We start from the raw sequence: 13,968 nt of genomic DNA, 5'->3' as shown, positions 1-13,968 counted from the left end.
ATTCGTTAACCAAGTGGCTTCTGTCAAGCAAGTTAAACAATGGGAAATGCGAGGGAGTGGTCGTGCGACGCGAACACGGCACCTTCCTGGCATAACTTGTTGACTTTTCCTTGGACACTTACTCAAGTGCCCTCGTGCCTCACCCATTCTGTCTAGGCTGCATGCGCCGGTAAAGATGGCGCAGCGGTAGAAAACTTTACTTTTTAGCAATTATCTACTCAAGACGGAACCGTTCCTCAGTCGAGCCCAACAGGAGATTGGGTCACGCTCTGACGGGAGTCGCAAGTGGAATCAGTCGGGTTAATAATCCTCAGCATAGCGGCCATGGCGGCTTGCGCGACCGCAGCCCAAGTTACTCTCGCCTTGCACGCATGGATCAAACAAAATCGGCAATTATGTCGCGCCAATTCTGCGCAGGAAAAACTGAAACTCCACCTGCTCCATTCAACACTGGAACAGACCCACGCTGACCTGGCCATTGGGAAACGGCCATCGCGATGGTACGAAGCGACGGTTGTTCGCGTCGATCAAGAGTCTGAAGACGTCAAATCGTTCTACCTGATTCGACCGGACGGCGAGAGCTTGCCCCCCGCACTACCCGGGCAGCACTTGTTGGTCGAGATGCCAGCGACGAATGGCGGGTCGAAGCAGTGTCGTTGCTATACATTGTCAGACTGCTGTGATAAGGGATATTGGCGTATCTCAGTGAAGAAGAACTCCAGCTCGGCAGATAGTGTCAGCCGTTGGCTCCATGATGATGTTGCCCAGGGAGATCCGGTCCGAGTCAAAGGGCCCTCTGGATCGTTCCATTTGCAATCGACCACGAATCGACATGTCGTACTGCTCAGCGCAGGGATTGGCATCACCCCCATGCTACCCATGCTGAGAGAAACGTTGCGACGTCCTCACGCCTCGGTATCGATGTTCGCCCAGTTTCGAGACGTGGATCACATGCCATTCGCGGAGTCGCTGCTTAATATCGCTCACCAGTTCCCCATGGTACGCATGCGGCTCTATCTCAGCAGATTTCCCCGAGGTGTCACCGGTGGTAAAGAGGCCGTGATTCAGCGGGGCAAGTTTTCCGCTACCGATATATTGGAAAACCTATCAGAACTGTCCCAAGCCGACTGCTACCTATGTGGTCCGGAAGCGTGGCAGTCCGACTTGATTGAGGCCCTTAAGGAAGCAGGGGTTCCGGAATCACAAATCCATTTCGAGTTGTTCAAGGAAGCGGAAAAGCCGATCCAGCACAACCCAGCAAAAAAACGGCAGCCCTGTTCTGTTCACTTTCGCCAATCCAACAAGCTCGAAACCTTTGCGGCTACCTACCCCAATCTCTTGGGATTTGCCATGAAATCGGATATTCCTATCGACAGCGGATGCAGAACAGGTGCATGCGGGAGTTGCCTAGTCAAGCTGATCGAGGGAAGAGTGAGATACACCAGTCGACCGCAATTCCCCCTCAAACAGAACGAGATCCTTCCCTGTGTTTGCGTGCCCGACGGGGATATCGTCGTGGACGTATAAGCGGGCGTGATGCATGCGGCAAGGTTTTGCCCTCCGGTTCTCCGGTCTTAATACTTCCCAGAGTTGCCTCGGAAGGTTGCTTCGGAAATTCTCATTTGTTCTGCCCGCATTTAACTTAACCTAGTTTTAATAGGCTTGGTCTGGAAAGTAGACTTGGCGTGTCTAAAATCGAACCGCAAGGGGGTGGAATCAACTCCCTGAGGCGAATTAGGTGTATAATTGCTACAACGTGGACTGCGTCAAAAAGTAGCTTCGGCCGCGACTAGTGTTTTTTGGTTTCGTTTTATTACTGCCTCTCAAATTTTAGGTGTCAAGTTGTCAAGAGTCTTACAACGGTGTTTTGCATATCCTGCATTGATCGGGTTGTTTCTGGTATCGAGTGCCTCTGCTGACTCGCCAGATGGAGCGGCCGGCAACGAGCTGGATCAGTACATTGCTAAAAAAGACGATCATTATAAGTGGGAGTTGTTGGAAAGCTCCGAAATTCAGAATTACCAGTTTCGGGTTATCAAGCTGACGACGCAGAAATGGCGAACGGAAAAGGATGTTGATCGACCGATCTGGGAGCACCTCTTGGTAGTCACCATTCCCCCAGTGGTTAAAAGCGATAAGGCGTTTCTGCTTATCGGCGGTGGCAGCCATAACAGCAAACCTCCCAAGGGCCCGGATCCGATTGTGGCCGGAATTGCCCAAGCGACAGGAAGCATAGTCGCCGAACTTAAGAATGTCCCTAATCAACCACTCGTATTCCATAACGACGGACAGCCTCGTACTGAAGATGATTTGATTGGGTATGCTTGGGCGCAGTTTCTTGAAACGGGCGATGCGACTTGGCTGCCGCGATTCCCGATGGCCAAGAGTGCAGTGCGAGCGATGGATTGCATCACGGAGTTTTGTGCTACGGAACAAGGTGGCAATCACAAAATCGAGAAATTCGTTGTAGGTGGTGGGTCGAAACGTGGTTGGACAACTTGGATCACTGGAGCGGTTGATAAGCGAGTTGAGGCAATCGTTCCGATCGTCATTGATGTGTTAAATGTTGAGCCCTCATTGACCCATCACGGGCGGGCATACGGATTCTGGGCTGAGGCTATTGGTAACTACTACCAGCATCGAATTTTGCAGCGATTCGACCATCCCCGAATGAAGGACCTGTACACGTTAGTTGACCCACTTTCTTACAAAGATCGGCTAACGATGCCAAAGTACATCGTCAACGGGAGCGGTGACCAGTTCTTCTTGCCTGACTCGTCCAAATTCTATTGGGACGAGTTGCAAGGTAAGAAACTCATACGTTACGTTCCGAACGCCGATCACAGTCTAAAGAATTCGGATGCGGCGCAGAGTATCGCGACATTCCATTACCTGATATCGAACAGCAAGCCACTGCCGGAATACAGCTGGTCATTCGAGGCCGATGGTAGCATTCGAGTGAATGCATCGGAGACGCCGGTCAAGGTTCTGCTGTGGCAGGCGAACAATCCAAATGCCCGAGACTTTCGATTGCAAGCAATTGGCCCGGCTTTTCAGTCGACCGAACTGACCAAGCAAGAGGACGGCAGCTATGTTGCCCCCGCAGCTCCCGAGCAAAAGGGCTGGACTGCAACCTATGTCGAGCTTTGGTTTGGGGTCGAGGGGCAGTACCCGCTGAAGGTCACGACAGCTGTGAGGGTAACGCCGGATGTGCTGCCTTTTGCTGATATGGAACCCAAAACGATTCGCTACGAGCGAGAATTGGAGTCCTCCTCCCCAACTAAATAATGAAATGGTACGGAACGAGAGCCAGTGTGTTTTCGTCAAAGTTCTAGCGAAATCGTAGTCGGGCCTCTAACGTGGGGTTAAAAAGGCTACGACTCCAAGAATTCCGTAGTGGCGCTTTTTCTCGCACGCTTGATTGTGTGCGAGCTTTTAGTTAACCTTAAGGAGACATGGCTCGATTCGCTGCCTAGAGCAGACGGGCGCTGCTCCAGAACCTGGCTTGCATTCGCTTTCCAGGGGTATTCAAGCCCGACAGAAAAATTGCATCGCTCTCTTCACCCGTTCGGCTTTTTTGGAGATTTGTTTTTATGAAGCGGTTAAAGGTCCGTAGTGGTTTCACCCTGGTGGAACTCCTGGTAGTCATCGCCATTATTGGCATCCTGGTTGGTTTGCTTCTACCAGCTGTCCAGGCAGCCCGCGAGGCAGCTCGCCGTATGCAATGCAGCAACAACCTGAAGCAACTTGGGCTGGCACTGCACAACCACGAATCGGCACTCAAATTCATGCCTCCGTGGGGAACTGAGTTTACCTTGGCAGAGGCCCCACCGAGCCCCTCGAATCCATGGTTTAACCTAACGGCGGACGCAAGAAAGCCGTTCGGAGCACTAGGGCAGCTTTTGCCCTACTTAGAACAAACCAACGTGGCCAATCTAATCGATCCACGTCGTCCGCTGGTCGACCCTGTGAATCTTCCCCCTCCCTTTCCCATGGGGATGAATAGCCCTGCACTTTTCACACCTCTACAGGTTTTCATATGTCCCTCGACTCCCGAGGCCCCGAGTAATTACGGGCCTTATTTCGCACCACTCGGCTTTCCGGCAAATACTCCCTACATTCTTCCAAGAACAGACTATGCTCCGTTCCGAGGAATGCGTGGAGACTTGTTGGCTAACTGCTTGGGCTTGCCGAACCAGACTATGAACAACGCAATGCTCGGCACGAACAACATGATCACGGAGCGAAGGATTAGGATGGGGCAAGTGTCCGACGGCCTATCGAACACACTGTGCTTCGTCGAAATAGCTGGAAAACAAGATGTCTATTTTCGCAATCGCAAATGGACTCGAGAACCAAATTTTGTTCACTTGAACTCGTTCTACGGCGATTGGAACATCTCTCGCCAAATGCGAGGGCTGAGTGGGGTTGCGCCTCCAGTGATCACAGTGCCTGGTGATCTCACGCAGTTCGGATGCAGCCTAATCAATATCTCCAATCAAGACAATCCTTATTCCTTCCACACGGGAGGTATCAATGCTTGTCGCGGAGATGGTTCGGTTTCCTTTGTCTCTCAAAATACGGATACTCGCGTGTTCATCGCCTTGATGACTCGGGACGGCGGCGAAGTCGTTCAAGAGAACTAGAGTCAATTTGGTTCCGTTTGTGTATATTCATGGCCAGGGTTGTTGCCCTGGCCGTTTCTTTTTTATCGTAGTAAGTCGAACCTCTACTTTGGATGATTATGTACAACGAATTTTTAACGCTTCGATCTTGGAAAAAGACATTGCAAATTGCCTATCTGTTGATGGGCTGTGCCGTTTTGGGCTGCGGAGGAACCTCTTTAAACAAGCTTACTGGCACAGTAACCGTTGATGGTGCTCCCGCCGTTGGTGCCTTGGTGATTTACCATCCTCAAGGGGATGGTAAGATGGCAACGGGAGTGGCCGACGCCGAGGGCAAGTACCAACTTGTAACCGACGCGGAAATGGGCGTAACTCCAGGAAAATACCAGATAACACTTACATGGCCGGACCCGAACCACAAACAGCAAGCTGGTAGCCTCCTATCACAAGCTGCTGACGAGCCTGGTCCTGATTTGCTGAAGGGGAAATTTATCAAAAAGGAGTCGTCTGGGCTTAGCGCCGAAGTTACTTCCGGCCTAAAGGAACTTCCCCCGATTGCGGTTACGACCAAGTAGCAGCACACTCCTGAGCAGGCGCTCTTGAGGTTCCGTAGGTGCTAAACGAGCCGCTCGATTAGACTGTGGATCGGTGCACCCTCATGTAACTTTTCATGAACTTGTGGTATGTCTGCATACCACGAGTTCATTTTTTCGTTCTCTCGGGCGAACCACCGCCGGCCCCACCACTCTTCGGCCTCCTTTGCGGTCATGCTCCTGTCTTCGGTTGCATAGAGAATGTCTTTTCGAAATTTAGAAAACTGTTCTTTTTGTGCTCTCTCCATGCTTGTATGAATGCGGTGCCACTCCGATTTTTCAAGTTGCGCACAACTTATATGCCATGTAACTAAAGACAAATCGTAACCGTAAGAAATCAGTTCCATGCTTGCTGTCCAGCGTGGGTTGATCTCGAGCAAGTAGAGTTTGTTACCCGCAAGCAGAAAATCAGCTTGCCATATGCCGCGCCAGTTGGTGTCGCGAGCGACTGCACTCGCAAAGTTCCTGATAGGCACGCGAAACCAATCGGGCATCGGCACGGGGGCAATCGAGCCACGATAAATAAAGTCGCTCCAGATATGGGGCTCGTGAGGTACCGACTCAGCTATCCCTAAGATCAATGTTCCGTGATTAGAACTCAGGAAGCTGATACCCAGTGGCTTGCCAGATACATACTCTTGCAAGATGCCAGGCTTAGACACGTGTCGTGTCTTTAAACGATCCAGATCTGCCATGTCTTTCGAATCCAAAAAACTTATCCCCAGACCTCCCCCGCTCCGTAGATTCTTCCAGAGCCATCGTTGACTGGTTCGGGATTCGTTCGTGGAATGCCTAATCATGTCTAAGGTGTGTGCATTCTGCCAGTCGTCCAGCGTGTAGGTCGCTGGGAACTGCAAGCCGCTTCCCAAAGCCCATTCACGCCAGTTCCTCCAGTCCCTCATTTGCCGATACTGCTCGGGAATGATAGTAGGATCAATTTCAGATAATAGCTCCAACGATTCGACGCTATCCTCCAAACCGCCAGCTAGGATCACTCGAGCCGATGGCCCCAAAGCTTTGATCCAGCTCGTATCGCTAAGATCTATTACTTCGGCAGAACAAGCCATCGCCCGGGTATCCCTATCACCGCAACAATCCAAGGAGCGTATCGCCAAACCCTCGCGCCATGCACACTGAACCAGTGCGCGAGTACTAAATCCTACAGCAGTTAACAAGCAAGCATCCTCTGATTGGTTGACGACAAACCTGGGGTGTGGAAAGTTACAGAAACTGACCTAGAATGACCGATGCAATATCCGACGCAATTTCCTATCCATCCTCGAAAAGGTCATCATGGCAAAAAAGAAAGCAAGCGCAAAGGCGGCTAAACCCACAAAGTCAAAGAAGAAACCCCTGGAGAAAATCATCCTTCGCACCGGCGAAGCGTTAGTCGAAGCCGAACCAGCTTGGTCGGCGGCCGAACCCGAGGTCATCATCGGTGAGTTTGATGGGCCGGTCGGATTCGCGTTCGCAAATCTTCTCGGTAACCAAATCAAGGGACATACGAAAGTCTTTGCGATTCTGAACAGCGACGTGCAAGTCAAACCGGCGACCATCATGGTTAGCAAAGTAACTGTGAACAGCGAAAAGTACACCAACATTCTGATGGGAACCGTGCAAGCAGCAATTGCACACGGCGTACTCGATGCTGTACGCTCAGGTGCGATTCCGAAAGAAAAGGCCAACGATCTGGGGATAATCGTCTCCGTCTGGCTCGATCCGTCGATCGTGGATGTGGATTACGATCCGAAATTGCTATTCCAAACCAATCGCGAAGCAACAGCGAAGGCGATCACCAAAGCGATGAAGAACGAGCCCTCCATCGATTGGCTACTCAAGAATCAGGAAACCGTACCACACTTTTTTCATCAACTAGCTTTGGACGGCAAGCTCTAGTGCCGATGGAACAGCGGTCTTCGAAACTTTAGAAATATGAAACTCGCTCGGTTCCGGGCGAGCCATCTCACTAGCGTATCGCTCAAAGGTCCACGGCCACATGGTGGGCTTGCCATGATCATCGAGATACCAGCTGTTGCAACCGGCCAGCCAAACCGTTTTCTTCATGGCTGTTGTCATTCGATTCACGAGCTGCTCGCATACCTCAGCCTTGGCCTCGATCGTCTGTGCTCTTTGCTCCCGCAACAGCTCTAACTGTTGCAGAATGAACCCAACTTGCACCTCGGCAACCGAGATGGCAGAATAGTTTCCGATCGGGCTGTAAGGTCCGAAGATCAAAAAGAAATTCGGAAAGCCGGGCACCGAGGTCGAGCGATGAGCCACAGCTCCATCGGCCCAGGCTTCATCAAGTGTCCTGCCATCGCGACCCATTACCTGCATCGGGCGCATGTATTGATGACCATGAAAGCCTGTGGCATAAACGATCACATCGACAGGAAATCTTTCTCCGGTCGAAGCCACAATCTCATGCGGCTCCATCTTTTGAATTCCCTCGGTAACAAACGAGACATTGGGTTTCTGGAGAGCTTGGTAAAAGCCCTTGCCGAACACCAAACGCTTGCAACCGCACTCATAGTCGGGAGTGAGTTTTTTGCGAAGCTCGGGATCTGCCACTTTCCGCTTTAGATGGCTCTTGCAAAAGGCTTTCAACATGGCCACGAGCAGTTTGTTGCCAACCACGGCCCGAGTAAAGGTCCAGCGAAAGATCAGACTATATCGATCTCGGAGTCGCTTGGCCAAACCGGGGGTTTTGCGAATGCGATCTTTGTCCGCTGCCGTATAACTCTTGTTCGGCATAGGGAATATCCAGTGCGGCGTACGCTGAAAGACGACCAAATGGCCAGCGATACGTTGCAACTCCGGTACGACCTGAACGGCCGTGGCACCTGTCCCGATGACTGCAATCCGTTTTCCTTTTAATTCTATATCATGATTCCAGGCAGCTGTGTGAAATGAATCGCCTTGATAGCTTTCCCGTCCCGGAATGTCCGGATATTTGGGATGATGCAAGATACCGGTCGCACAGATAACAGCATCGAAGACTTCGGTGCTACCGCGTGTTGTAGTCACCGTCCATTGATTGGCCTCGAAGCGAGCTGATTCGACCTCGTGTTGAAATCGAATCAATCGATAGAGCTCATGCTTTTTCGCTACGCGGAGTAGGTAGTCTTGAATCTCCCTGCCAGCCGGAAAACGATGGCTGTAGTCGGGATTTGGCTCGAACGAATAAGTAAACATGTGCGACGGGACATCGCAACGCAAGCCAGGGTAGGTGTTGTCCCGCCAAGTCCCCCCGACCTCTCCCGCTTTCTCGTAGATGGTGATGTTGGTGTAGCCACTCTGCATCAATCGCATGGCTGTGAGCATGCCTGACATGCCAGCACCGATAACAAGAATTCGAGACTGGTGATTCATTCCTGCAGGAAGATCAACTCGTCGAATCGAGCCAGCTTCCCCGTCGATATCAGGATGGTCCATCTACTCTTCTCCCTTTCTTTTCGTCGCTTCCATCGCTTCTTTACGGGAGTCGAATATAGGTCAAAATGGGTGGCGAACTCAAGCTCGGATCTTTACTATACTCCCCAGCTTCGCCGTTTTCTCGAAGCCTTGTATAACTCCTCAACATGAGCGAAGATTGCTAGCATGATCGACTTACGCAGTGATACGGTAACAAAACCATGTTCGGGCATGCTCGAGGCCATGATGCGGGCCGATGTCGGCGACGATGTGATTGATATCGACCCGACAGTCGTCGCATTACAGGAGCGGACTGCCGAGCTGCTGGGAAAAGAAGCCGCTATTTTTATGCCTAGCGGGACGATGACTAATCAAATCGCTTTGCGCTGCCACTGCTTTCCCGGGGACGAGTTCCTTTGTGAGGCACAATGCCATGTGTATCAATACGAACAAGGCGGTTTTGCTCAACTGAGTGGCTTGGTCGCCAGAACGATTGAGGGCAAGAGTGGGCTTCTAGAGCCCCATCAAATCAATGGAATCGTACGTAAAGAAGATGATCATTCCGTGCGGAGCCGGTTGCTTTGTCTAGAAAACACTCATAATCGAGGGGGGGGAAGTATTTATCCGCTCGCACTGACCCGAGAGCTCTGTCGAATCGCGCGGGAGCAGGGGCTCGCGACCCATTTGGACGGAGCCAGATTGTTTAATGCGCAAGTCGCAACGGGAGTCTCTGCCGAGGAGTTTAGTGCCCCTTTTGATTCCGTCAGCGTGTGTTTTAGCAAGGGGCTAGGGGCACCGGTGGGTTCTTGTTTGGTGGGCAGCGCAGAGTTTGTGCGAAAAGCGAGACGAGCCAGAAAGTTATTTGGGGGCGGAATGCGTCAAGCTGGTTTTTTGGCGGCCGCAGCTCTTTTCGCGTTAGATCACAATATTGAGCGTTTGGCCGAAGATCACGAGCACGCCAAAATTCTGGCCGCTGGAATCGTAGAGACGGAGAATTTTCGGCTGCTTTCCGGGGAACCGGAAACGAATATCGTGATATTCTCGATCGGGGAGGCATGGGGTAATGCCAGTCGTTTCAGCGAATTGGCATTAGAAAAGGGGCTCCGATGCTTCCCTATCAGTTTGAGGAATGTGAGATTGGTGACCCACTTGGATGTGGGCAAAAAGGACATTGAGGGGGCGGTCCGGATCATCCGGGAGCTTGACAAGACATCTTGACGAGTTCGGGTAAAGCAATACACTTTTCGGTCCCTGGGGAGACCTATGGGGAACCATGCGGCCGTGGCGAAATTGGCAGACGCGCTAGCTTGAGGTGCTAGTGGGAGCAATCCCTTGGAGGTTCAAGTCCTCTCGGCCGCACTAATGAAGTCGATCTTGCTTTAGTTGTTGGTTTTCTGACTGCGGAGAGCGACTCTACTATCTTTGCCCCCATTTTTTGGCGGCACTACTTGCCCCGGCTAAATTTCAGGGTAATCGCAACTTTTATTGCCCCTGCCACTACTTTGCAACGGCACTATTTCGCCTTGCCTGCCAATGGCACAAGGCGTTAGGCACGTAAGGAGCGAGTTTCTCTGGTTCGGGCAGAATGCGACAATTACGACGCATCTACGGCATGCTTTGCAATAACTGCGTTTCTTTCGAGACTTGTTAAGGACTAAAATCGGCTTTTTATTTTCTACATCGATAAACGAATGCAGGGGGGAGGTTTCGCCAGACCGTTGGGCTAATCTCTACGCTTGAGAAGTATTTGTCCAACTGCTTTCGAAACCTTTTGGCTGCTGGCAGCAAAAGTCCCTGAAGATATGCGAACGTCGCGAACTGGCCGCCCGGACGTAGCATCTGCGTCATGGAATCCAAGATGTCCACTTGCAACGATTCAGGAAATGATGCCCACGGTAGCCCGCTGACGACAGCATCCAGGTGCGGAATGTCTCGCTGCTTGCACAGTTCCGCCACATTCACAGCCGAATCCTCGGCTAGGTCGAGAGAAGGGAATTTCTTTCGGAGCACAGAACAGAACTCTGGGTTTCTTTCGATTGCAAAGAACTTCGCGCCAGGCTGCAGGGACTCAAGTATCATTGGTGTGGCAGGTCCGGTTCCGGGACCATACTCCACTGCATATCTAGTCGTCTTCCAGTCGATTCCTTCTACGATCATCCGGCATAGATAACGGGAACTGGGGGTAATCGCGCCGACTTGGTTGGGTTTTGATACGTAATTGCGTAAGAATTTCGTTCGCATTTGGTAGTAAATTAAAGGTTCTTCGGAGAAGCCGTTCTCTCTTGTCGACGATCGTGTATCCATCGCCAGCCCTTTTGCCATGCCATCCTGATCGGAGCAGCGAATGCAAAATAACAGAAGAGAACAGGTAGTGCCATTTCTCGAATGACGAAAACCAGCAACAGTGAGAAAACGATTTTCAGTAGTTTGGTTCGATTGCCAGAACCTCGCAAGAACTGATTCACCACGTGCGGGTAACGAAAGCGAGATACCATAAGCAGCGAAACACATACCGTGATAATGGGTAGTAGTAACGCCAGTATAGAAATCGAAATATCACCAAAGGATCTGCCAAACGCCATTGGTGTTTGCTTGGGCAGGACCGGCTCCATGGCTACGGCCCGAATCTCTTGCAGTCCGATAGGAAAAGAAGCGATAACCCCAGCCGCCGCTGGTGAGGGAAGCCCACTAAAATAATCATGTGAATCGGACTCGTCTGTTTCAGCAGTGAATCTGGCCAGTCGCAGGATGGCACAAACCATAAATAAAACCGCAATGGCCCAAAGAAGTCTTGGCGAATACTGAAAGGGGAGCTTTGCGATTGATTCCATTAATCTGTGATCTGGATGCATTAGTTTGAGCATTATAAATGCAGGCGCAACTCCGAAGCTCACGACGTCGCACAAGCTATCAAGCTGGGCTCCGAAGTCGCTGGTTTGTTTCGTCAGTCGTGCAACGCTACCGTCCAATGCATCAAAGACCATTGCTAAAAAGATGAGGCCTGCCGCGTTGAAGAGCAATTGGTTTGCGACTCTGGAAACGGGGCCGTCGGGATTTAACTCCTCGGGACCGACCATAGCTGCAAACGTGATTGCTCCAAAACCGCATACGGCGTTTCCGAGCGTTAGCAAAGTTGGGATAACGGCAAACACGCGTGAGCGCCTGCCCCCATCCCTTTCGTGATCAGCCACAAGAATGTCCTATTCCCTTTATCGCCCACCCGGTGGGCAGTATTGCTGAATCCAAGCGAAGATCTCTTTGTGCCAATGCATGCTGTTGGCAGGTTTGTTGACCCAGTGCCCTTCGTCAGGAAAATTGACAAATCGGCTTGGAACTCCCTGCCGCTGAAGAGCTTGAAATAGCTCATGCCCTTGGCCAATCGGACATCGGAAATCGTAATCGTTGTGGATGACTAGCATCGGTGTCTTGTACTTGCTTAGATTACCAGCTAGCCGATGTGGGCTGAACTCCCGGTACTTTTCTGGATACTGCCATGGCAAGCCACCGTGCTCATATTCGTCAAACCAGAGCTCCTCAGTGGTACCCCACATACTTTCAAAATTATAAACGCTGCAATGAGTCACCAAGCATCGGAACTCCTTAGAGATTTCGTTGACGGCGAACCAATTTTGCATGTAGCCGCCAAAGCTTGCCCCCGCAGATGCCAAGCGTGAGGAATCGACATAAGGCAGTGCCTTCACAAACTCTAAGCCAGCCAACAAGTCGCGATAGCACTTTCCGCCCCAGTCACCACTGATCTCATCGCAAAACGCTTGGCCAAATGAGGTGGACCCACGAGGGTTGGGCATCACTGCGACGTAACCTCGTGCCGCCCACAATTGAGGATTCCAGCGAAAACTCCAGCCATCTTCCCAGGCCCCCTGAGGTCCGCCGTGGACGAGATACACCACCGGCCACTTCTTGTTCGGGTCGAAACCGGGCGGCTTGAGGATCCACATTTGCATTTCGTAACCACCCTCGACCGGTAACGTCACGCTCTCAGGCTGGGGTCTATCCAACTTTTCTAGAAGCGATTGATTGTGAAAAGTGATTTGGCTTGCGTTTCCAGCAGCCAAGGAACCGGCAAACAACTCCGAGGGCTCATTCATGGTTGCTCTCGACAACACAAAGCTGTCTCCTCCCAGCGAATGTCCCGTGATCTGACCTTGGCGTCCATCGCTAAAAAGCCCATCAATCTTGCGTGGGGGACCACTGAGCGATGCGTGGTACGCAACGGACTGGGCGTTTGATTCACTCAGAAAAACCAGATCGGTCGGGCTCATCCAACTGTAATCGCTAACCGATAGGTCGAGCTCGGCTGTTAACGACCTCGGGCTACCCACCAAGGTGCCGTCTGGCTCACAAGCCTGGACCATCAACTGCCATTTGTCTGCCTCATAGCCTGGCTTCGATTGTGATCGAAACGCAGCCAGCTTTCCGTCAGGACTAAATTTGAGCGTTCCGTCCGCTGCGGGAGCTGCGACTACGGTTGGCCATTGGCGAGATGTATTGCGAATGCCGACTCGGCAAATGTCGTGGTTGGTGGACCAGGCCTCACCCTCGGCAGGTACCGCTGTGAACAAGACATGCGAGCCATCTGGGCTAAAGGTATATTCTTGTCCGCCGACGAAAGTGCTGCTCGTTGGGAATGCATCTCGATCTCCCGGAGTTATATCTCTGCAATTCTTGCCATCGGACTCGATTAAGAACAAGTGAATCCGCTTGTCTTCAACATACGAGTCCCAGTGGCGATAAAACAACTTGGTGAACGTTCTTGCCTTAACGATGTTGGACGCAACCCCCTCGTCATATTCCCGATTCTTGAGATTGGACTCCGAAAAGGGCAGAATGCTAAATTCCGGTCGCACTGTCGATTGAAACAGAATGTGGTTTCCATCGGGAGACCAAATTGCTTGCGACGCTCCGGTCGAGATGTCAGTGATCTTTTTCGGCTCCCCGCCCCGACTCAAATCCAGGAGGTACAACTGCGAGGTTCCATCGCGAGTTGACTCAAACAAGATTGTCGTGCCATCAGGAGACCATCGTGGATGGCTGTCGGATTTGCTCGAGTAGGTGAGCTGGCGACGATTGCTCCCGTCTCGGTGGACCAACCAAAGATTGGTTGACCTTTCGTTCTTGGCGACGTCGTGAATCTTGGTTACTTGATAAACGATCCGCGTCCCATCCGGACTGATTTGTGGATCGGCCAGTCGATCGAGCTGGAACAAGTTTTCCAGTGTCATAGGCTCACCGGCTGATAGAGGCAGACTCTGGCATGGCAGGACAACCATAGCGAAGAGAAGGGAGTAGACGAAACGCATCATAAGCGGACCACC

At 51.6% G+C, this 13,968-nt stretch carries 11 protein-coding genes and 1 tRNA gene; 7 read left to right on the top strand and 5 right to left on the bottom strand.

Annotated features, from left to right (window positions below):
- The first annotated feature begins 285 nt into the window (after positions 1 to 285).
- From SH449x_RS17610 to SH449x_RS17595, 4 genes are all read left to right on the top strand, one after another.
- Positions 286 to 1,527, top strand: a complete 1,242-nt coding sequence (locus SH449x_RS17610; RefSeq protein WP_482377389.1) for a 2Fe-2S iron-sulfur cluster-binding protein — start codon at positions 286 to 288, stop codon at positions 1,525 to 1,527.
- Positions 1,528 to 1,842: 315 nt separating this feature from the next.
- Positions 1,843 to 3,288 (top strand): PhoPQ-activated pathogenicity-related family protein, encoded by a 1,446-nt coding sequence (locus SH449x_RS17605; RefSeq protein ID WP_482377388.1) that lies wholly within the window; start codon positions 1,843 to 1,845, stop codon positions 3,286 to 3,288.
- Positions 3,289 to 3,593: 305 nt separating this feature from the next.
- Positions 3,594 to 4,646, top strand: a complete 1,053-nt coding sequence (locus tag SH449x_RS17600; RefSeq protein WP_482377387.1) for a DUF1559 family PulG-like putative transporter — start codon at positions 3,594 to 3,596, stop codon at positions 4,644 to 4,646.
- A 98-nt stretch (positions 4,647 to 4,744) separates the two neighbouring features.
- Positions 4,745 to 5,200, top strand: a complete 456-nt coding sequence (locus SH449x_RS17595) for a carboxypeptidase-like regulatory domain-containing protein (RefSeq protein ID WP_482377386.1) — start codon at positions 4,745 to 4,747, stop codon at positions 5,198 to 5,200.
- A gap of 41 nt (positions 5,201 to 5,241) precedes the next feature.
- Here the strand turns inward: SH449x_RS17595 and SH449x_RS17590 are convergent, their stop codons facing one another.
- Positions 5,242 to 6,285, bottom strand: coding sequence for an ATP-grasp domain-containing protein (locus SH449x_RS17590; RefSeq protein ID WP_482377385.1), 1,044 nt, complete (start codon positions 6,283 to 6,285; stop codon positions 5,242 to 5,244).
- Positions 6,286 to 6,511: 226 nt separating this feature from the next.
- On the opposite strand from SH449x_RS17590, the gene fae reads away from it, so the two are divergent.
- Positions 6,512 to 7,114 (top strand): formaldehyde-activating enzyme, encoded by a 603-nt coding sequence (fae, locus tag SH449x_RS17585; RefSeq protein WP_482377384.1) that lies wholly within the window; start codon positions 6,512 to 6,514, stop codon positions 7,112 to 7,114.
- Here the strand turns inward: fae and SH449x_RS17580 are convergent.
- A complete protein-coding gene (locus SH449x_RS17580; protein WP_482377383.1) occupies positions 7,091 to 8,653 on the bottom strand; it encodes a flavin-containing monooxygenase in 1,563 nt (520 codons plus the stop codon). The two genes, fae and SH449x_RS17580, sit on opposite strands and share 24 nt — an antisense overlap.
- Positions 8,654 to 8,818: 165 nt before the next feature.
- Between SH449x_RS17580 and SH449x_RS17575 the strand changes: the two genes are divergently transcribed.
- A complete protein-coding gene (locus tag SH449x_RS17575) occupies positions 8,819 to 9,850 on the top strand; it encodes a threonine aldolase family protein (protein ID WP_482377382.1) in 1,032 nt (343 codons plus the stop codon).
- Positions 9,851 to 9,907: 57 nt separating this feature from the next.
- Positions 9,908 to 9,991 (top strand) — tRNA-Leu (locus tag SH449x_RS17570).
- 309 nt (positions 9,992 to 10,300) lie between these two features.
- Here SH449x_RS17570 and SH449x_RS17565 read toward each other — a convergent pair.
- From SH449x_RS17565 to SH449x_RS17555, 3 genes are read right to left on the bottom strand one after another with little or no spacing between them, the layout of a single operon-like run.
- Positions 10,301 to 10,873, bottom strand: coding sequence for a class I SAM-dependent methyltransferase (locus tag SH449x_RS17565; protein ID WP_482377381.1), 573 nt, complete (start codon positions 10,871 to 10,873; stop codon positions 10,301 to 10,303).
- Positions 10,874 to 10,884: 11 nt separating this feature from the next.
- Positions 10,885 to 11,823 (bottom strand): CDP-alcohol phosphatidyltransferase family protein, encoded by a 939-nt coding sequence (locus SH449x_RS17560; RefSeq protein ID WP_482377380.1) that lies wholly within the window; start codon positions 11,821 to 11,823, stop codon positions 10,885 to 10,887.
- A gap of 18 nt (positions 11,824 to 11,841) precedes the next feature.
- Positions 11,842 to 13,956 (bottom strand): S9 family peptidase, encoded by a 2,115-nt coding sequence (locus SH449x_RS17555; RefSeq protein WP_482377379.1) that lies wholly within the window; start codon positions 13,954 to 13,956, stop codon positions 11,842 to 11,844.
- Positions 13,957 to 13,968 lie beyond the last annotated feature (12 nt).

Origin of the sequence: Brakhagea baltica (genome assembly GCF_052161605.1) — a bacterium.
Classification (GTDB): domain Bacteria; phylum Planctomycetota; class Planctomycetia; order Pirellulales; family Pirellulaceae; genus JBKCUI01.
Note: the sequence above shows the minus strand (reverse complement) of the source record. Positions and strands in the feature narration are given on the sequence as shown.

What these genes read in the sequence shown, in the direction of transcription:
- SH449x_RS17555 (WP_482377379.1), bottom strand. Translation starts at nt 13,956, where the DNA reads ATGATGCGTTTCGTCTACTCCCTTCTCTTCGCTATGGTTGTCCTGCCA.
- fae (WP_482377384.1), top strand. Translation starts at nt 6,512, where the DNA reads ATGGCAAAAAAGAAAGCAAGCGCAAAGGCGGCTAAACCCACAAAGTCA.
- SH449x_RS17580 (WP_482377383.1), bottom strand. Translation starts at nt 8,653, where the DNA reads ATGGACCATCCTGATATCGACGGGGAAGCTGGCTCGATTCGACGAGTT.
- SH449x_RS17565 (WP_482377381.1), bottom strand. Translation starts at nt 10,873, where the DNA reads ATGCGAACGAAATTCTTACGCAATTACGTATCAAAACCCAACCAAGTC.
- SH449x_RS17595 (WP_482377386.1), top strand. Translation starts at nt 4,745, where the DNA reads ATGTACAACGAATTTTTAACGCTTCGATCTTGGAAAAAGACATTGCAA.
- SH449x_RS17575 (WP_482377382.1), top strand. Translation starts at nt 8,819, where the DNA reads ATGATCGACTTACGCAGTGATACGGTAACAAAACCATGTTCGGGCATG.
- SH449x_RS17600 (WP_482377387.1), top strand. Translation starts at nt 3,594, where the DNA reads ATGAAGCGGTTAAAGGTCCGTAGTGGTTTCACCCTGGTGGAACTCCTG.
- SH449x_RS17590 (WP_482377385.1), bottom strand. Translation starts at nt 6,285, where the DNA reads ATGGCTTGTTCTGCCGAAGTAATAGATCTTAGCGATACGAGCTGGATC.